At 56.1% G+C, this 19,258-nt stretch carries 13 protein-coding genes, 2 tRNA genes and 3 rRNA genes; 4 read left to right on the plus strand and 14 right to left on the minus strand.

Going from position 1 to position 19,258, the window contains the following annotated elements:
* Positions 1-40 precede the first annotated feature (40 nt).
* From rrf to msrP, 7 genes are all read right to left on the minus strand, one after another.
* Positions 41-155 (minus strand): 5S ribosomal RNA (gene rrf, locus C4S59_RS19155).
* 109 nt (positions 156-264) lie between these two features.
* Positions 265-3,094, minus strand: a 23S ribosomal RNA gene (locus tag C4S59_RS19160).
* Positions 3,095-3,484: 390 nt separating this feature from the next.
* Positions 3,485-3,560: transfer RNA gene (locus C4S59_RS19165), tRNA-Ala, on the minus strand.
* A gap of 13 nt (positions 3,561-3,573) precedes the next feature.
* Positions 3,574-3,650: transfer RNA gene (locus C4S59_RS19170), tRNA-Ile, on the minus strand.
* Positions 3,651-3,816: 166 nt separating this feature from the next.
* Positions 3,817-5,277, minus strand: a 16S ribosomal RNA gene (locus C4S59_RS19175).
* Together the 16S, 23S and 5S rRNA genes with 2 tRNA genes alongside form the textbook arrangement of a ribosomal RNA operon.
* A gap of 680 nt (positions 5,278-5,957) precedes the next feature.
* A complete protein-coding gene (gene msrQ / locus C4S59_RS19180) occupies positions 5,958-6,557 on the minus strand; it encodes a protein-methionine-sulfoxide reductase heme-binding subunit MsrQ (RefSeq protein WP_103911964.1) in 600 nt (199 codons plus the stop codon).
* Between the two features lie 24 nt (positions 6,558-6,581).
* Entirely contained in the window at positions 6,582-7,487 is a 906-nt protein-coding gene (gene msrP, locus C4S59_RS19185; protein WP_103911965.1) for a protein-methionine-sulfoxide reductase catalytic subunit MsrP, read from the minus strand.
* Positions 7,488-7,778: 291 nt separating this feature from the next.
* On the opposite strand from msrP, the gene C4S59_RS19190 reads away from it, so the two are divergent.
* The gene (locus C4S59_RS19190; protein ID WP_103911966.1) at positions 7,779-8,267 is read left to right on the plus strand and encodes a fasciclin domain-containing protein; all 489 of its coding nucleotides are present in this window, start codon (positions 7,779-7,781) and stop codon (positions 8,265-8,267) included.
* A 601-nt stretch (positions 8,268-8,868) separates the two neighbouring features.
* Here C4S59_RS19190 and clpB read toward each other — a convergent pair.
* On the minus strand, positions 8,869-11,484 hold the full coding sequence (gene clpB, locus C4S59_RS19195) for an ATP-dependent chaperone ClpB (RefSeq protein ID WP_103911993.1): 2,616 nt from the start codon (positions 11,482-11,484) through the stop codon (positions 8,869-8,871).
* Between the two features lie 287 nt (positions 11,485-11,771).
* On the opposite strand from clpB, the gene pyrF reads away from it, so the two are divergent.
* On the plus strand, positions 11,772-12,464 hold the full coding sequence (gene pyrF, locus C4S59_RS19200; protein WP_103911967.1) for an orotidine-5'-phosphate decarboxylase: 693 nt from the start codon (positions 11,772-11,774) through the stop codon (positions 12,462-12,464).
* A gap of 57 nt (positions 12,465-12,521) precedes the next feature.
* Positions 12,522-12,830, plus strand: coding sequence for a hypothetical protein (locus C4S59_RS19205; protein ID WP_103911968.1), 309 nt, complete (start codon positions 12,522-12,524; stop codon positions 12,828-12,830).
* Between the two features lie 3 nt (positions 12,831-12,833).
* On the opposite strand, the gene C4S59_RS19210 is transcribed toward C4S59_RS19205, so the two are convergent.
* Positions 12,834-13,274: an NUDIX hydrolase gene (locus tag C4S59_RS19210; protein ID WP_103911994.1), complete on the minus strand. Its 441-nt coding sequence runs from the start codon at positions 13,272-13,274 to the stop codon at positions 12,834-12,836.
* Positions 13,275-13,335: 61 nt separating this feature from the next.
* On the opposite strand from C4S59_RS19210, the gene C4S59_RS19215 reads away from it, so the two are divergent.
* Positions 13,336-14,589: a DNA polymerase IV gene (locus tag C4S59_RS19215; protein ID WP_103911969.1), complete on the plus strand. Its 1,254-nt coding sequence runs from the start codon at positions 13,336-13,338 to the stop codon at positions 14,587-14,589.
* A gap of 1 nt (position 14,590) precedes the next feature.
* On the opposite strand, the gene C4S59_RS19220 is transcribed toward C4S59_RS19215, so the two are convergent.
* The 5 genes from C4S59_RS19220 to C4S59_RS19240 are packed head-to-tail and all read right to left on the minus strand — an operon-like array spanning position 14,591 to position 19,160.
* Positions 14,591-15,322: an SDR family NAD(P)-dependent oxidoreductase gene (locus tag C4S59_RS19220; protein WP_103911970.1), complete on the minus strand. Its 732-nt coding sequence runs from the start codon at positions 15,320-15,322 to the stop codon at positions 14,591-14,593.
* Positions 15,319-15,882: a DUF3833 family protein gene (locus C4S59_RS19225; protein WP_103911971.1), complete on the minus strand. Its 564-nt coding sequence runs from the start codon at positions 15,880-15,882 to the stop codon at positions 15,319-15,321. Before C4S59_RS19225 ends, C4S59_RS19220 begins: the two co-directional genes overlap by 4 nt.
* 4 nt (positions 15,883-15,886) lie before the next feature.
* Positions 15,887-17,116 (minus strand): MFS transporter, encoded by a 1,230-nt coding sequence (locus C4S59_RS19230; RefSeq protein WP_103911972.1) that lies wholly within the window; start codon positions 17,114-17,116, stop codon positions 15,887-15,889.
* A complete protein-coding gene (locus tag C4S59_RS19235; protein ID WP_103911973.1) occupies positions 17,113-17,868 on the minus strand; it encodes a DUF1365 domain-containing protein in 756 nt (251 codons plus the stop codon). The genes C4S59_RS19230 and C4S59_RS19235 overlap by 4 nt, the downstream gene beginning before the upstream one ends.
* Positions 17,865-19,160 (minus strand): NAD(P)/FAD-dependent oxidoreductase, encoded by a 1,296-nt coding sequence (locus C4S59_RS19240; RefSeq protein WP_103911974.1) that lies wholly within the window; start codon positions 19,158-19,160, stop codon positions 17,865-17,867. Before C4S59_RS19240 ends, C4S59_RS19235 begins: the two co-directional genes overlap by 4 nt.
* Positions 19,161-19,258 lie beyond the last annotated feature (98 nt).

The raw sequence follows: 19,258 nt of genomic DNA on the forward strand, positions 1-19,258 counted from the left end.
TCATCGTTTGTGAGAGACACTGTTTTGAGGTTTTTGCTAGGTTTGGCGGTGACCTACTCTCCCACGTCTTAAGACGCAGTACCATTGGCGCGACGGCACTTAACGGCCGGGTTCGGAATGGAGCCGGGTGTTTTGCTCGTGCTATGACCACCAAACCGAGTAAAAACCTCAATCGCTCTGATTAAGAGCGATAACCAAGTCAAGTATGTGTGTAGGGATGTATGCTTTTGAGCAGTAAATAGACGGGTCTGTCTTTTACTGGATCAAATCAAGCCTATCGAGCCATTAGTACCGGTCAACTGAATGCATTACTGCACTTACATCTCCGGCCTATCGACGTGGTGGTCTTCCACGGCTCTCAGGGATACCTTGTTTTGAGGGGGGCTTCCCGCTTAGATGCCTTCAGCGGTTATCCTGTCCGATCATAGCTACCCAGCACTGCTATTGGCATAACAACTGGTCCACCAGTGGATCGTTCACCCCGGTCCTCTCGTACTAGGGGCAACTCCTCTCAAGTATCCTACACCCACGGCAGATAGGGACCGAACTGTCTCACGACGTTCTAAACCCAGCTCACGTACCTCTTTAAATGGCGAACAGCCATACCCTTGGGACCTGCTCCAGCCCCAGGATGAGATGAGCCGACATCGAGGTGCCAAACACTGCCGTCGATATGGACTCTTGGGCAGTATCAGCCTGTTATCCCCGGCGTACCTTTTATCCGTTGAGCGATGGCCCTCCCACTTGGGACCACCGGATCACTATGGCCGTCTTTCGACTCTGCTCGACTTGTCAGTCTCGCAGTCAGGCTGGCTTCTGCCATTGCACTCAACGAGCGATTTCCGACCGCTCTGAGCCAACCTTCGCGCGCCTCCGTTACGCTTTAGGAGGCGACCGCCCCAGTCAAACTACCCGCCACACAGGGTCCCGGATCCGGATAACGGACCGCGGTTAGACATCAAGCAGAACAAGGGTGGTATCTCAAGGATGACTCCACAGGAACTGGCGTTCCTGCTTCAAAGTCTACCACCTATCCTGCACATGTTGTGCCTGATGCCAGTGTGAAGCTGTAGTAAAGGTGCACGGGGTCTTTCCGTCTAACCGCGGGAAGCCTGCATCTTGACAGGCAATTCAATTTCGCTGAGTCGATGTTGGAGACAGCGGGGAAGTCGTTACGCCATTCGTGCAGGTCGGAACTTACCCGACAAGGAATTTCGCTACCTTAGGACCGTTATAGTTACGGCCGCCGTTTACCTGGGCTTCAATTCAGAGCTCTCACCCCTCCTTTTAACCTTCAGGCACCGGGCAGGCGTCAGACCCTATACGTCGTCTTGCGACTTCGCAGAGCCCTGTGTTTTTAATAAACAGTCGCCACCCCCTGGTTTGTGCCCCCAGCCCCTAGTTGCCTAGGAACCGGGCCTCCTTCTCGCGAACTTACGGAGGTATTTTGCCGAGTTCCTTCAACATCGTTCTCTCAAGCGCCTTGGTATTCTCTACCAGTCCACCTGTGTCGGTTTAGGGTACGATCTAATGATGGAGCTATTTCCAGGGACATCTAAGCAGCCCATTCAATCCGATAAGGATGAACTACCTTCGAGATCCGTCACTTCCATCTGGCCCAGGAATATTAACCTGGTTCCCATCGACTACGCCTTTCGGCCTCGCCTTAGGGGTCGGCTTACCCTGCTCAGATTAGCTTTAAGCAGGAACCCTTGGACTTTCGGCGAGAGTGTCTCTCACACTCTTTGTCGCTACTCATGTCATCATTCTCACTAGTGATCTCTCCACCGGATGCCTTACAGCCCGGCTTCACAGAAAGCCTCTCTCCTCCAATGATCCCGAAGGATCGAAGGAGGAATGAGACTATGTCACACTACGCTCCGCTACCATGCCTTACGGCATCCTAAGCTTCGGCTCATGGCTTGAGCCCCGTTACATCTTCGCCGCAGGACAACTTATTTAGACCAGTGAGCTGTTACGCTATCTTTAAAGGATGGCTGCTTCTAAGCCAACCTCCTGGTTGTTTTGGTCGTCCCACCTGCTTTCCCACTTAGCCATGAATTAGGGGCCTTAGCTGTAGGTCAGGGTTGTTTCCCTCTCCACTACGGACGTTAGCATCCGCAGTGTGTCTGCCATCTAGTACTCCCGGGTATTCGGAGTTTGGTTAGGATCAGTAAGCCTGTGGGGCCCCATTACCCATCCAGTGCTCTACCCCCCGGGGTATTCGGATGACGCTCTACCTAAATAGATTTCGCGGAGAACCAGCTATCTCCGAGTTTGATTGGCCTTTCACCCCTAGGCACAACTCATCCCGACCTTTTTCAACAGGTGTGGGTTCGGACCTCCAGTAAGTGTTACCTTACCTTCATCCTGGTCATGCCTAGATCACTCGGTTTCGGGTCTGATCCATCTAACTCGACGCCCTATTAAGACTCGCTTTCGCTGCGCCTACACCTAACGGCTTAAGCTTGCTAGATAGACCAAGTCGATGACCCATTATACAAAAGGTACGCCGTCACATCTCAAGGATGCTCCGACTGATTGTAGGCGTTCGGTTTCAGGTACTGTTTCACTCCCCTCGTCGGGGTGCTTTTCACCTTTCCCTCACGGTACTGGTTCACTATCGGTCAGTAAGGAGTACTTAGCCTTCGGAGGTGGTCCTCCGATCTTCAAACAGGATTTCACGTGTCCCGCCCTACTTAATACGTTCCATTGAGCTTCCCATACGGGACTGTCACCCACTATGGTCATGCTTTCCAACATGTTCTGGTCACTCTCAGGACTCGGCTGGTCCCCGTTCGCTCGCCGCTACTAGGGGAGTCTCTATTGATGTCCTTTCCTCCGGGTACTTAGATGTTTCAGTTCCCCGGGTTTGCTCTTATAAACCTATGTATTCAGTCTATAAGTACCTGGTTATGCCTGTTATTAGCTGCCCCGAAAGGCAATAATAACAAACATTCAGGTGGGTTGCCCCATTCAGAAATCCATGGATCAAAGCTTATTCTCAGCTCCCCATGGCTTATCGCAGAGTATCACGTCTTTCATCGCCTCTTACTGCCAAGGCATTCACCAAACGCCCTTCTCGCGCTTGATTTGATCCAGAAAGAGACAGGCCCGAAGGTCTATCACGGCGCCATGCTGGTTCAGCTAGCACCTCTATTCCGGATCAAAAGCATACTTTCCCGCCCACATCTGTCGATGTGGACATGGTGCACTGTATAGTGCACCGGGTTAGTGTACTTGACTTGGACAACACTTGCTCGTTTCAAGCTGGGATACACAGAAACAGGTTGAGGAAGCAGCCCGTTACGTGCCTTCCCCCGAAGGGGAACCAACTGAGGTTCACTGTCACTTCAGCAAACCAAGCAAGGTTGATATTTGTATCTCTCTAAACGATGTCAATGCGCTGCAATCTGACGATTGCCGCTGTGTCCGATTGGACGGAACAGAAGTCATAAACTGCTGTTCGATCAAATCGGGTAAGTGGTGGAGCCTAGGAGGATCGAACTCCTGACCTCCTGAATGCAAATCAGGCGCTCTCCCAGCTGAGCTAAGGCCCCATCTAAGTGCAGGTGGTGGGTCGAGGAGGACTTGAACCTCCGACCTCACGCTTATCAGGCGTGCGCTCTAACCACCTGAGCTACCGACCCATGGTCCTGCAAGCAGGTCACCGGTAACGAGCCGGAAGCTCGTGTCACCACTGTTCTGAAGAGATATGAGGACGGCCTGGTCCCGATATATAACCGGCAAAGGTACCGGTTTTTTGCTAAGTGCTTCACGTTGATAGCAAGCTATCAAATCCAGAAACATCCTTAGAAAGGAGGTGATCCAGCCGCAGGTTCCCCTACGGCTACCTTGTTACGACTTCACCCCAGTCGCTGAGCTTACCGTGGCCAGCTGCCTCCTAAAAGGTTGGCGCACCGTCTTCGGGTAAACCCAACTCCCATGGTGTGACGGGCGGTGTGTACAAGGCCCGGGAACGTATTCACCGCGTCATGCTGTTACGCGATTACTAGCGATTCCGACTTCATGCTCTCGAGTTGCAGAGAACAATCCGAACTGAGACAGTTTTTGGGGATTAACCCATTGTCACTGCCATTGTAGCACGTGTGTAGCCCAACCCGTAAGGGCCATGAGGACTTGACGTCATCCACACCTTCCTCCCGCTTATCACGGGCAGTTTCTCCAGAGTGCCCAGCCGAACTGCTGGCAACTGAAGATGTGGGTTGCGCTCGTTGCCGGACTTAACCGAACATCTCACGACACGAGCTGACGACAGCCATGCAGCACCTGTCACTGCGTCCCCGAAGGGAACCATCCATCTCTGGATGTAGCACAGGATGTCAAGGGTTGGTAAGGTTCTGCGCGTTGCTTCGAATTAAACCACATGCTCCACCGCTTGTGCGGGCCCCCGTCAATTCCTTTGAGTTTTAATCTTGCGACCGTACTCCCCAGGCGGAATGCTTAATCCGTTAGGTGTGTCACCAACAAGCATGCTTGCTGACGACTGGCATTCATCGTTTACGGTGTGGACTACCAGGGTATCTAATCCTGTTTGCTCCCCACACTTTCGCACCTCAGCGTCAGTATCGAGCCAGTGAGCCGCCTTCGCCACTGGTGTTCCTCCGAATATCTACGAATTTCACCTCTACACTCGGAATTCCACTCACCTCTCTCGAACTCTAGACTGATAGTTTTGGAGGCAGTTCCGAGGTTGAGCCCCGGGATTTCACCCCCAACTTTCCAATCCGCCTACGCGCGCTTTACGCCCAGTAATTCCGAACAACGCTAACCCCCTCCGTATTACCGCGGCTGCTGGCACGGAGTTAGCCGGGGTTTCTTTACTGGGTACTGTCATTATCATCCCCAGCGAAAGAGCTTTACGACCCTAAGGCCTTCATCACTCACGCGGCATGGCTGGATCAGGCTTGCGCCCATTGTCCAAGATTCCCCACTGCTGCCTCCCGTAGGAGTCTGGGCCGTGTCTCAGTCCCAGTGTTGCTGATCATCCTCTAAAACCAGCTATAGATCGTAGACTTGGTAGGCCGTTACCCCACCAACTATCTAATCTAACGCGGGCCGATCCTTCTCCGATAAATCTTTCCCCCGAAGGGCGTATAAGGTATTACTCACCGTTTCCAGTGGCTATTCCTTAGAAAAGGGTACGTTCCCACGCGTTACTAACCCGTCCGCCGCTCACCCGAAGGTGCGCTCGACTTGCATGTGTTAGGCCTGCCGCCAGCGTTCGTTCTGAGCCAGGATCAAACTCTCAAGTTGAAAAGCAATTACTTGCTTATCCTTGACGTTCGAACCTCTGCACATCTCAACCGGTGGCTAGACCGGTTGAAGTCATCTGTCTGATGTACATCGTTCTTCAAAGAACGAAGTCCATACAAGACAGTGAAGCTGACACTCTATCATCGGCCGAAGCCTAAGAGCGCGATATACAGACGTCTGATCCATCGAATGAACCAAACCGCCCACATATCTCTTCAGATATTAGCAATGTCAAAGAGCACGGATCCCGTAAGACCCAGAGACAAAACCGAACCGGATGCGCCCTAACTTATCGGCGCGCCCGCCCGTCAATGCCTCAAATTTCGTCCGCCTCGTCTGCGCTAGCGTCTCCGCCGCCGCCCCGTCTGGCGTCCCGTTAGCGCCTCAGCGCCGCCGGTGAGGGGGCTTTTACGTAACACACCAAATACCCGCAAGTGGAAAATTCAAAAAAACGCCCCTTTTTTCAAAAAAACTGAATTTTCCCATGTTTTCAATGGGTTATTTTTTGAAAATTTCAAAGAAGGCCGCTTTGGCGCAATTTTCGCAAATCGAGTTCGCCTCTCAGATGGCGGGATTTCTGCGAGACTTGTGGATACCCACAGGGTTACCCACAATTTGTAGGGATCAGACTGTGAATCGGACCGGAATCGCAGCGACTCGTCAGATGCGATTCATCCGATTCAGGCAGCGACTCGTCGTTTTTTCGGAAGGCGCAGTGCCAAGAGAGCCAAAATCACCGCCAGATACAGGATGGGTTCCAGCTGAAACCCCTTCACCAGCATCAGGAAGTGAACGGCCCCCGATAGCACCACCATATAAGTCAGCTTGTGCAGCTGCCGCCATTTCGGACCCAGCGTACGGATTGAACGGTTGTTCGATGTCACCGCCAGCGGAACTATAAGAATGAAACCGACCATCCCGATCGTAATGTAGGGACGCTTAAGAATGTCGGCCCAGATCTGGCTGACAATCTGAACATCAAGAACCAGCCACACCAGCAAATGGGCGGATACATAGAAGAAGGCCATCAAACCGATGGCGCGGCGGAACTTGATCAGGTTGATGCCCAGATGAGTCCGCAGCGGCGTAATTGCCAATCCCGCAACCAGCAGCTTTAGCGCCAGTTCGCCGTATTCATGTTCCAGCGCTTTGATCGGTTCGACACCCAGACCGCCGGTGGCCCCCAGATAAAAGAACCAGGGCGCTGGAATGAGTAGCAGCACGTAGACAACCCAGCTCGGGATTTGCCGTGCCCACTGATTGATGTGCTGCTGAATCATTCCGGCGCCTTCTTATGTCGTGGGTTAGTAGAACTTGGACAGGTCCATGCCCTCGTAAAGGCTGGCGACCTCTTCTTCGTATCCGTTGAACATCAGCGTCGGGATACGCGGCGAAAACAGACCGCCGCCAACACGGCGTTCGGACGCCTGCGACCAGCGCGGGTGATCCACGGTCGGGTTCACGTTACTATAGAAGCCGTACTCTTTACCGTTCGCTTTATTCCAGCTTGTCGGCGGTTCGTCTTCGGTCAGGGTGATCCGGACAATCGACTTGATGGATTTGAAGCCGTACTTCCATGGAACAACCAGACGCATCGGCGCGCCGTTCTGGTTCGGGATCGGTTTTCCGTAGATACCCGTCGCCATGATCGTCAGCGGATGCATCGCTTCGTCCAGGCGCAGACCTTCAACATAGGGCCAGTCCAGAACGTTGCGCGCGACGCCCGGCATTTCATCGGGGCGCACAGCGGTTTCGAAGGCCACGTATTTCGCGCCACTCTGGACACCAGCCATATTCAGCAGATCAGCCAGTTCAAAGCCGTTCCAAGGAATGACCATCGACCATGCCTCGACACAGCGGAAACGGTAGATGCGTTCCTCGGTTGTCATGGCGGACATGATATCGGACATCGCGTAGCTGCCCGGTTTGTCGACGAGGCCGTCGATTTCGACAGACCACGGGTCGGTCGTCAGGCTTCCTGCATACTTTGCCGGATCACCCTTACCCGTCCCGAACTCATAGAAGTTATTATATGTCGTGATCTCTTCCCACGTATTGGGCTCCAATCCCTCGGCAGCAGATGCCGACTGACCCAGCCCCGCCGCGATACCACCGGCCGCCATACCCGCAATGATTTGCCGGCGATTCAAAAAGGCCGCTTCGGGCGTCACATCATCCCAAGTCAGATTGTTCTTCCAGCGGTGGGCCATCGCGCATCACTCCTTTGCGTTCGGTCTTGGGAGTTAACTTGGCACATGCCGCTGCAAAAAGAAGGGGCCTCACAGCCTTGTTCAAAACTGTAACGAACGGCGTCGGCGCTCACGAAAGGCTGACGATCCATCACATGGATTTCACTTGAAGGCGAAAACGGCGCAGGCTTAGTCGCGCTTTGGTAATTTCCAGTCCGCCCCACGGATTTTTGAGCATGAACCAAAGCGCCGCCGCGTTCGTAGTCAGCGACGATACCAATTCCGGTATCCGCAACCATTAAAGGACTAACCATGTTTCGTAGAACTTTCCTAAGCGTTGGCGCAGCCGCCCTGATGGCAACTCAGGCTTTCGCCGGTGGACACTCTGCAACAAAAACCATTTTGGAAACCGCGGTCGAGGCAGGCAACTTCACAACGCTTGCCGCCGCAGTCGAAGCAGCCGGTCTGACCGAAACACTCAGCGGCGAAGGCCCGTTCACAGTCTTTGCCCCGACAGACGACGCGTTCGCGGCCCTGCCTGAAGGCACCGTTGAAACATTGCTGAAGCCCGAAAACAAAGATCAGCTGGTGTCGATCCTGACCTACCACGTGGTCGCGGGCAAAGTGATGTCCGGCGATCTGTCAAACGGCATGGAAGCCGCGACAGTCGAAGGCAGCAACATCACGATCATGACCGAAGGCGGCGTCATGGTGAACGATGCCACAGTAACCACTGCGGACATCGAGGCATCCAACGGAGTGATCCACGTCATAGACAAGGTGATCATGCCGCCGATGTAAGTGGCACACCCAGCCAAGGAACACGGGGCGCTTTTTGGGGCGCCCCGCGTCAGTTCGGGAAAAGGATGGGTCTGAAAATCAGACAGGAGCCCGCAGAATAATTGCGGCCAGCAGCGCCATAACGCTTACACTGAAAAGAGCCATGACCCATGTGTACCGCCGGTTAAACAAGGGGGTCTCTTCCCGGCAGACGTCACAATGAATTGCGCCAAATTTCAGATGCGCGGTGCAGGCACCGCACGAATAAAGTTGGATAACCATGAATCAAATGTTCTTGCGCCAGTCGTTCTTACAGAGCGACAAGTGTACACATTTCGAATTAACGATCTGTGAGTTTTGGCACAAAGCACGCCCGAACCGCAAAGTTTCATAGGAGTTTAGGGCGGGTCCGACCGCCCAGAAAACCCGGGCGGCCATTCCCCATGCGCGATCCGGGTAGGAGTAGAACCGCGCAAATCGCTCCGATGCCGTGGGCTTCGGAACAAACGGATGGCTCCTTTAATTCAGCAATCAGAAGAATGCCAGAACAGAGTCGAAAGTTTACGGATCAACTTTCGTCACAAAGAAAAACCCGCCGAAATCCGGCGGGTTTCTTGTTTATTTAATGGACGACTGCATCGTCGGGCCGTGGCCTGTTGGATGAGGCCACACGATCCCCGATGATCAGACCATCGGCACCTGCCCCGACAACGACCACTTCGCCGTCTTTGATGTCACCAGCCAAAAGCATCTCGGCCAGCGGATCCTGCAAGCTGCGCTGGATCACCCGTTTCAGCGGACGCGCACCGAACACCGGATCATAACCTTCTTCGGCCAGCCAGCTTTTCGCAGCATCGTCCAGCTCAAGCCGGATTTTGCGGGCAGCAAGCCGTTTCAGCAGACGCGCCAGCTGGATATCGACGATACCATCCATATTCTCGCGCTTGAGGCGGTCAAAGATAATGGTTTCATCCAGACGGTTCAGGAACTCGGGGCGGAAGTGCGCCCGCACCGCGTCCATCACATCCTGCTTGGCCTTGGCCGAATCCGACCCTTCAGGCAACTGGCTCAGCGCCTGCGACCCAAGGTTCGACGTCAGAACGATCAGCGTCTGCTTAAAGTCCACGGTACGGCCCTGACCATCGGTCAGAACACCGTCATCCAGAACCTGCAACAACACGTTGAACACATCCGGATGCGCCTTTTCGACTTCGTCGAACAGGACAACCTGATACGGACGGCGACGAACAGCTTCGGTCAGAACACCGCCTTCGTCGTAACCGACGTATCCCGGAGGCGCACCGATCAGACGGGCGACGGCATGTTTCTCCATGAACTCGGACATGTCGATCCGAACCATGGCATTGTCGTCGTCGAACAGGAACTCGGCCACAGCCTTGGTCAGTTCGGTCTTACCCACGCCAGTCGGCCCGAGAAACAGGAACGACCCCAGCGGACGGTTTTCATCGTTCAGACCCGCACGGGCACGGCGCACGGCATTTGCCACGGCGCGAACCGCCTGATCCTGACCGATGACACGGCCATGCAGCGCATCTTCCATCCGCAGCAGTTTGTCCCGCTCGCCTTCCAGCATCTTGGATGTCGGAATACCGGTCCAGCGTTCAACCACTTGCGCGATCTGTTCAGGACGCACGGCCTCTTCGACCATGACATCCTCTTCCGCACCTTCGGCATCGGCCAGCTGTTTTTCCAGACCCGGGATAATGCCGTAAGACAATTCACCCGCGCGGCCCAGATCACCCTGACGCTTGGCGATCTCAAGATCAGCACGCGCTTGGTCGAGCTGTTCTTTGATATCCCGCGCCGAGGCCAGCTTGTCGCGTTCGGCCTGCCACTTGGCAGTCATCTCAGCCGATTGCTGTTGCTGCTCGGCCAGTTCGCGTTCCAGATTTTCCAGACGGTCCTTAGACGCTGCATCATCCTCTTTCTTCAAAGCCTCGGCTTCGATCTGAAGCTGAAGGATCTGACGATCAAGCTGGTCCAGCTCTTCCGGTTTGGAATCCACTTCCATCCGCAGACGCGAAGCCGCTTCGTCCATCAGGTCGATGGCCTTATCCGGCAGGAAACGGTCTGTGATATAGCGGTGCGACAACTGCGCCGCCGCCACAAGCGCCGAGTCAGAGATGCGAACACCGTGGTGAAGTTCATACTTCTCTTTAATACCGCGCAGAATGCTGACGGTGTCTTCGACTGTCGGCTCTTGCACCACGATCGGCTGGAAACGGCGGGCAAGCGCGGGGTCTTTTTCCACGTGCTTGCGGTATTCGTCCAACGTCGTCGCACCAACGCAGTGCAATTCGCCCCGCGCCAAGGCAGGCTTCAGCAGGTTGGACGCATCCATCGCGCCGTCGGATTTACCTGCACCGATCAATGTGTGCATCTCGTCGATGAACAGAATGATCTCGCCAGCAGCCGCTTCGATTTCCTTCAGGATAGATTTCAGGCGTTCCTCGAATTCACCGCGGTATTTCGCACCGGCGATCAAGGCACCCATATCCAGCGCCATCAGGCGTTTGTTGCGCAGCGATTCCGGCACGTCGCCGTTCACGATCCGCAGGGCCAGACCTTCGGCAATCGCGGTTTTACCCACGCCCGGTTCACCAATCAGAACAGGGTTGTTCTTGGTCCGGCGCGACAGCACCTGCATCGAACGGCGAATTTCTTCGTCACGTCCGATGATCGGGTCAATCTTGCCCTGCTCAGCTGCCTCGGTCAGATCGCGCGCATATTTGGCAAGAGCGTCATAACCCTCTTCCGCATTAGCGCTGTCCGCCGTACGGCCTTTGCGAATGTCGTTGATCGCTTCGTTCAGCTTCTGTGCTGTGATGGCACCGGCCTCAAGCGCGTCTTTCGCGCCAGAGCGCACCATCGCCAACGCCATAAGAATGCGTTCAGCGGGCACAAAGCTGTCACCTGCTTTGGTCGCGATCTTTTCAGCCTCGTCCAGAACACGGCCTGTCGCCGAATCCAGATAGACCTGACCTGCGTCGCCCGTCACCTTGGGCACCTTGCCCAGCGCAGTTTCGTTTGCTGTACGCACACGATCCGGCGCGCCACCGGCGCGGGTGATCAGATTGGACGCCAGGCCCTGATCGTCGTCTAGCAGTGCTTTTAGAATATGTTCGGGAACAATGCGCTGATGGCTTTCCCGCATGGCAATGGTCTGAGCGGCCTGAATAAAGCCGCGCGACCGCTCCGTGAACTTCTCTAAGTTCATCGCTGTCTCCTTTTCCAAGCGCCCCTGTTTCCGGATGCCCACCATTGCGGCACATCCCCCTTTCGGGGCCTCGAGATTAAGATGGGGAGCGAATTCAACCGATGCAAGATTGCAACAGGTAAAAATTGCACGAAAATGTCATCGCCCATATGCCGCGCGGGAAGACCGATCAAAAACCCCTTTATTTGCTGATCTCATCGGCGTTTTGCGCGCTTCATCTCGACTTCACACGAAACCTGCGCTAGCGACATCGCCGACCCCGTCACCAGCCAAGAAAAGGAATGCCCATGTCCGATGATCGCCTCATCGTAGCCCTTGATGTGCCCAACGCCCTTGCCGGTCTGAATCTGGCAGGAGAGATCGGGGATGCCGTTTCTTTCTATAAAATTGGTCTGGGTATGCTGACAGGTGGTGGCCTCGCCTTGGCGAACGAGCTTAAGCAGGATCACGGCAAGCGTATCTTTCTGGACATGAAGCTGTTCGATATCGGCGCAACGGTCGAGGCCGCTGTACGTGGTCTGGCACAGTTCGATCTGGATTTCCTGACGGTTCACGGTGACCCCCACGTTGTCCGTGCTGCCAAAGAAGGTGCGGCAGGCAGCAACATGAAAATTCTGGCGGTGACGATCCTGACCTCTCTGGACCGCAAGGATCTGGACGACGGGCTGATCATTCCGGGCGATGTGGCCGATCTGGTGGAAACCCGAGCGGCCCGTGCGCTTGAGGCCGGCGCCGATGGTGTCATCGCGTCGCCGCAGGAATCCGCCCGTATCCGTGCACTGTCGGAAGCTGAAGGCAAACTGATCGTCACGCCGGGCGTGCGCCCTGTGGGTGCCGACCTTGGCGACCAGAAACGCGTGACCACCCCGCGTCAGGCGATCGACAACGGATCGGACCACATCGTAGTGGGTCGCCCGATCTGGAAAGCCGCCGATCCGCGGAAAGCTGCACAAGAAATCGTGAATTCGCTGTCTTCTTGAAACTTATCCACAGGGTTCCGAGTTAACTCATCATAAGGCTTTTGCCAGAGGTGAGTTATGACAGTTGTTAAGACACAGATCAGCGACGTGACCTATAATGCCGCCGAACAGGCGTTCGAGGCGATGGTCACGTTCCATACAGGAACCGGCATTACCCGTGTCCCGAGCCGTTTTGAAGCGTCGCTCGACACGGACTTCGAAGCCGCAACCAAAGGGTTGATGGCCGCCGCACGGGAAAACCTGAACCGTCGTGATGCGCTGATGTCGCGTATTGTAGAAACCGGTATCCGCTCCAGTCGCGCGGGCGAGCGCAAACTGACAGGCATTCAGCGCTGGTTCGGCCAGTTTCTCGGCCAAGCAGCGTAACGGCTACGCCATCGATATAGTACTGGGCACGCCGGCCAGATAGTCGGCGACCAGCCCCTGAAAATGCGGAATGGCATCATGGCGCGCCAGAAAATCATGGGGCGCCATCAGAGCCCATCCCGCGCCCTCCCCACCGAATTTAATCAGATGTTCGGCCTGCGCATCCAGATGCGCGGCAAAAAACCAGCTTGTGCCAGTCGGGCTCACACGCCGTCTGTTCCAGCAGATTAAGTCGTGACCAACCGTTAGCCCAACCTCTTCCCGCGTCTCACGCAGGGCGCAGTCCAGTGGCCCCTCTGTGCCCTCACGGCCGCCACCGGGCAAATCCAGATGGCCGGGCCACGAAATCCCCGGCGTGTGGTCGCGCTCTAGCACAAGCAACCGGTCGCCAATGAACAGGATCAGCTTCGCACCGTGGAACGGCTCTGATATATCAACGGTCATTCCGGTTCGCGCCTTCTTGCTGATCCACCCCTTTTCGTAGCACCTGCCAAGCACCCCGACCATGCCCGCCCTTTGCCGCAACTGCCTGACCCAGTTTGACACCGGCACACGTTGTCCGGAATGCGCCAGCCCCCGCGTGCTGTCGCACCCCGAACTGTGGGACCTGTCGATCGCGCATATGGATTGCGACGCCTTCTATGCCTCGGTCGAAAAGCGCGACAATCCGGAACTGGCGGACAAACCCGTGATCATCGGCGGCGGGCGGCGCGGCGTGGTGTCGACCGCGTGTTATGTGGCCCGCATCCGGGGCGTCCGATCCGCCATGCCGATGTTCAAGGCGTTGGCGCTGTGCCCCGATGCAGTGGTCATCAAACCGCGCATGCAGGTTTATTCCGAAGTCAGCCAGCTGATCCGCGAAAAGATGCGCGCGCTGACGCCGTCGGTGGAACCCCTGTCACTGGACGAGGCGTTCATGGACCTGACCGGCACCACCCGCCTGCATGGCGCGCCACCTGCCGTGATGCTGGCCAAGTTGGTGAAAGAGATGAAGGACGAACTGGGGATCACCGGATCAATCGGCCTGTCCCACAACAAGTTTCTGGCCAAGATCGCGTCCGATCTGGATAAGCCACGCGGCTTTGCCATCATCGGTAAGGCAGAAACCACAGACTTCCTGCGCCCGAAACCCGTGCGCCTGATCTGGGGTGTCGGGCAGTCTACCCAGCAAAGCCTAGAGCGCGCAGGCATTCGCACGTTCGAAGACCTGCTGCGCTGGGATCAAACCGATCTTCATGCGCGCTTCGGGTCCATGGGCGAACGGCTTTGGCATCTGGCGCGCGGGTTGGATCACCGGCGCGTTTCGGCCAATGCCCCGATGAAATCGATCTCGAACGAGACGACGTTCAACGAAGACACTGGCAACCTCGAAATTCTGGACGGTCACCTGTGGCGCATGTCTGAAAAGGTCGCGGACCGCGCCAAGGCCAAGGATATGGCGGGTCGTGTTGTGACGCTAAAACTGAAGCGCGCGAACTTTTCACTGATCACCAAACGCGTGTCGCTGCGCGATGCGACCCAGACAGCCGACCGCATCTACCGCACGGCGCGCGACCTTTTTGATCAGGTTGGCAACGAAGGCCCCTATCGTTTGCTAGGTGTTGGCATCTCGGATCTCTGCGCCGCCGATCAGGCCGACCGTGCGCATGATCTGCTGGACCCCGACGCAGGCAAACGAACCGAGGCCGAACGCGCGACCGATAAAATCCGTGCACGCTTTGGCCCCGACGCGATCCTGAAGGGTCGCGCGCTGCGATAGGTCAGGAAAACAGCCGGTAGTACGCCCAATCCGGCAAGAACTGGGACAAGCGGAACAGCCACGAAAACGGGCGCGGAAAGGCGCGCGAAAACTTGTCATTGCCCATGTGTTCGAAAACGATCTGCGCCGCGTCTGCGGGCTCCATGATGAAGGGCATCGGGAAATCGTTCTTTTCCGTGAGGCGCGTTTTCACAAAACCGGGGTTGACCAGTTGGACCTTCACACCGGTTTTCCGCAGGTCGCAATACAGGCATTCCGCCATCGCCATGACGCCTGATTTCGACGCTGTATAAGCCACCGATCCAGGCAGGCCGCGATATCCTGTAAGGGAACCGGTGATCACGATATGCCCCCGATCACGCGCCACAAAGTCAGGCAGAACAGCACCAACAACGCGCATCGCGCCGGTGAAATTCACATCAGCCATGGTTTCGGCCTGATCAAAATCCCACTCATCCGCGCCAAAGGGCCAATACACACCTGCAAGGAAAACCACGCCGTCAAGATGGCCAAGGTCCTTATACGCCGCTTGAACAGCCTCGCTGTCTTGCACGTCCAAGGTCACCACGTCAGATGGCGCAGGCAGGCGCGCAGACAGCTCTTTCAGCTTGTCCTCACTCCGCGCGCTCAACACCAGTTCGACACCCGCACGGCTTAGCTTTTCAGCGACCGCTGCGCCCAGCCCGTCGCTCGCACCGACGATCCAATACCGCTTTCCAATCCAGTTTTTCATGTCGCAGGCTCTTTCCGGATTGTGGCAACGAGCTCGGCGACTTTGACGCCGAATTTACGGAACTGGCTGCGGTTCATGATCGTGCCGTTGTGGGTCAGATACATCCAGTCAGTCACGTTCAGCAGGTATCCCCCCGCGTCCTTCGGAAGACGCAACCGATAGGCCAATTGCACCGCGCCACCGCAAACGGTTCCGCTCCCGCCACCTTCGACATCATCGGCACTGGCGGAAAACGATCCGTCTTCTTTCAGATCCAGTTCCCACACACGGTCTTGGGTTTCACCACTGTCGTATCGAAAAGATTCGCGCATCACGCCGTGGTCGCCTGTCCATTCGATGTCGAACTTGGCGACAAAACGGGACACGACACGACCTGTCGGGCCGTAAATGATGCCTTCGCACAGCATCGGTCCATTCAGACAGGTTTTCAGATCGAAGTCGGTCGCATCGTCGGAATAATCGTCAGGCACTTGCCCTCGGAAGCTTAGAAAACGGTCACGCAATACGGCCAAAATCAAAAAGAAAACCAGACCGAACAAAGCGCCGATCACCCAAGACATCCGATTAATCCTCTTTCAATTCCGTCTTCCAAAACACAGCTAGGGCAATCAGCTTTAATGCACAGGGTAAAACTGCATAAAGAAGCGATAAAACCAACAATGCCTCGGGGCTGTTGTTCTCTCCGCTCTTGAAGCCCGCAGCATCAAGCGTTGGCAACAGCACAACGGCGGCAAATGCCAGCGTGAACTTGGAAACGAAGCCCCAAAGCGAAAAGCCTTCTGATGCGTTGGGTGAAATCTGGGACATGCGTCGGGCGAAAATCGCGGGCAACAGGGTCATATCCGCACCCAGCGCCGCGCCCGATCCGATGCAAATCGCCGCGAACGCCCATGTGTCGCCAGTGCCCAGCCAGAAGGCAAAACTGAAAGACACGATCGACAAGAGCATCGCGTAGATCAATGCGCGTTTCGCGCCAACACGTTCGGCAAAGCTGCCCCAAACAGGTGCGGCTGCCGCAGCCGAGACGAAGAACAACAACAAAAGCGGCCCTTCCGCACCCAGCGCACCCAGTCGCGCATCGACAAAGAACAAAAACAGCGTCGAAGACACTGCCACAGGGGCCGCGTTGACCAAGGCGACAAACAGCAAACGGCGCGAGGTCGCATCGCGAAGAACTGGGGCAAATCCTGCGCCCTCGGTGCGTTTCTCGCCTGTCCATTCGCGCCGCATCATGGCCCAAGCCACGGCGCAAAGCGCCGCAAATGCGACAGAGAAGACCGCAAAGGCAGGCAACCCTATGGCAGCCAGAACCGTTGGCGTGACAGAGGCCACACAGACCCCAACCAACCCGCCGGTTTCGCGCCAGCGGGCCAACCGGACATGACCGGTGCCCCCCAAAGCGCCGGCGCGCGCCACGCCTTGGGAATAGAAACAGATTGTCAGGTATGAGAACGCCGAAAACACCGCCGTCAGTGTGATAGCGAACCAGAAAACCGGCGGGCCGATGGGTGAAACGGCGAAAAGCCCGACCATTCCGGCGGACATGACCGCCAAGGCGACCGCAACAGATGCGCCACGATGTTGCCTGACAGCCTCAGAGAGTTTGCCCAGCAGTGGGTCCTGCACCACATCGAACAGCCGAAGCGCGAACAGAACCGTGCCAAGCGAGGCCAGTGACACCGCGTATTCATCGGCGTAGAATTTCGGTGCGTGGATATAGATCGGCAATCCGGCAGACGACAGCACAGCGGCGAATACGGCAAAGCCCCAGAGCCGCTCGGTCTTTTGGGTCACGAACTGACCTCGGATTTCGGCGGTTCGGGGCGATTGCGATATTTCGCGCCCTTCCACCACAACACCAGCGCCTGCCAATGGATAAGCGCCATTACGCGCCGCGCCGCAAACGGGCGGCGGATCAGTGACGTAACAACATCGCGGTTCCGCAGCTTGCGACGGGGGCCGGTCAGCGTCGCGATGACACCGCCATTGCTGTGCATGAAATCGATCCAGATGCCGACCCGATCCTCGCGGATATCGAAGCGGAACTCATATTCGCCATCAATCGGCTGGAACGGCGAGACGTGGAATATCTTGCGGGCAACAATCCTGTCATCGGGTTTGATCTCGGATTGGTCCGGTTTAACGGCCAGATAGGAATGGCGGTCTTTGAAGGTGTTCGTCACCTCGGCAATGACCGCAATCAGTCGATTTTCGCGGTCATGCGCCAGCCAGAAGCTGACCGGATTAAACACATAGCCCAGCGCCCGTGGCTGCGCCAAAAGAAGCAGCGCACCGTCGGCACGGATCTGATGGCGCTGAAGCACATCGCGCGCCCAAGAAGCGCCGCTGCCCTGACCGGGCACCCCGCCATGATCACGGTCACGCACCGAAAACAGGTTGCCCTTGTTCAGGGAAAACAATGCAGGCGTCTCATCCGTCTTTTCCGCATCGAACATCACGAAATCCACAGAGTACCGGAACGCATTGCTGATTGCGCCCTTTCGTCCGTGGAACGTGTGCCCCGATATGAAATCGACATGTGTCATGCAGCCTGCACCATACGTGTTTTTTCAAGAATCGCCTGAGCCACGTCAAACGCGCTGCCCAATCCATCTTCGTGGAAGCCGTTTTTCATCCATGCCCCACAGAACCACGTGTTGTTGGTTCCGTTAAAGTCCCGCACATGACCCTGCGCTTCCAAAGCACCCAGATCGTACACCGGATGGCGCAAGGTGGTTTCGTCATAGATCAACTCTTCGCGGATCGGACGTTTGGAATTCAGCGTCACAAACAGCGGATCGCTTTCGGGGATCGGCTGCAGGCAGTTCATCCAGTAAGTCAGATCAATCACGCCGTTCGCCGCCATCTCGGCCTCGGTATAGTTCCACGCCGACCAGCAGACGCGCCGCTTAGGCATGATCGCCTCATCGGCATGAAGGACAACACGGTTCGGCTGGTATTTGATTGCGCCCAGCGCCTTTGCTTCGGACTCGGACGGATCGCTGAGCAAGCGCAGGCTATCGTCTGAATGCGTCGCCATGACGACCTCATCAAAATGCTGCCAGTCACCGTTCTGTAAGCGGATATCGACGCCCAGTTCAGTGCGGCGGATACCAGCGACCGGAGCGGACAGGCGCACGTCGACGCCCTGTGCCTTCAACTCGGCCTCAAGCCGTTTGACGTATTCAACCGAACCACCGTCGACAGTGTACCACTGGTGCTGTCCCGTGTGGTGCAAAAGCGCGTGGTTTTCGAAGAACTGGATCATCGCCCATGCCGGAAAATCCATGATCTTTTCGACCGGCGTCGACCAAATCGCACCAGACAGCGGCAGCAGGTAATAATCGCGGAACCAGTCACCCAGCCCCATGTTTTCCAGAAAATCGCCAATGCTTTGGCGGCGGTCATTGGCCTGATCCAGCGCGTTCGCATTGAACTTCATAACATCCCGCAACATGCCGATGAACCTAGGGTTCAACAGGTTCCGCTTCTGCGCAAAGATCGCGCTGAAATCGCGCAGGCCGTATTCCAGATCACCACCCCGGAGACTGGCGGCAAAGCTCATGTTCGACTTCACGACAGGCACGTCTAGACGGTCGAACAGCTTGGCCAGATGCGGGTAGTTCGCATAGTTGAAAACGATGAAACCGGTGTCGACAGGTTGGTCGCCGTTCTTACCCGCAACGATGGTCCGCGCGTGGCCCCCAAGGCGACCTTCGGCCTCGATCAAGGTGACGTTGTGATCGTCCGCAAGAAAATGCGCGGCTCCCATTCCGGAAATACCCCCGCCAATAACAGCAATGGATTTGCGGGGTGTGTTGTGGGCTTCAAATGGCATTCGTACTCAACCTGTTCGTTTCACGACGTTATAGCGCTTACGGCTGTCAAATCCCTTTGGATGAAAAAGAATTTCTTTTTGTGCAAAAAATGATCCAG

The sequence above is a fragment of the Thalassococcus halodurans genome (genome assembly GCF_900108225.1).
GTDB classification, from domain to species: domain Bacteria; phylum Pseudomonadota; class Alphaproteobacteria; order Rhodobacterales; family Rhodobacteraceae; genus Thalassococcus; species Thalassococcus halodurans.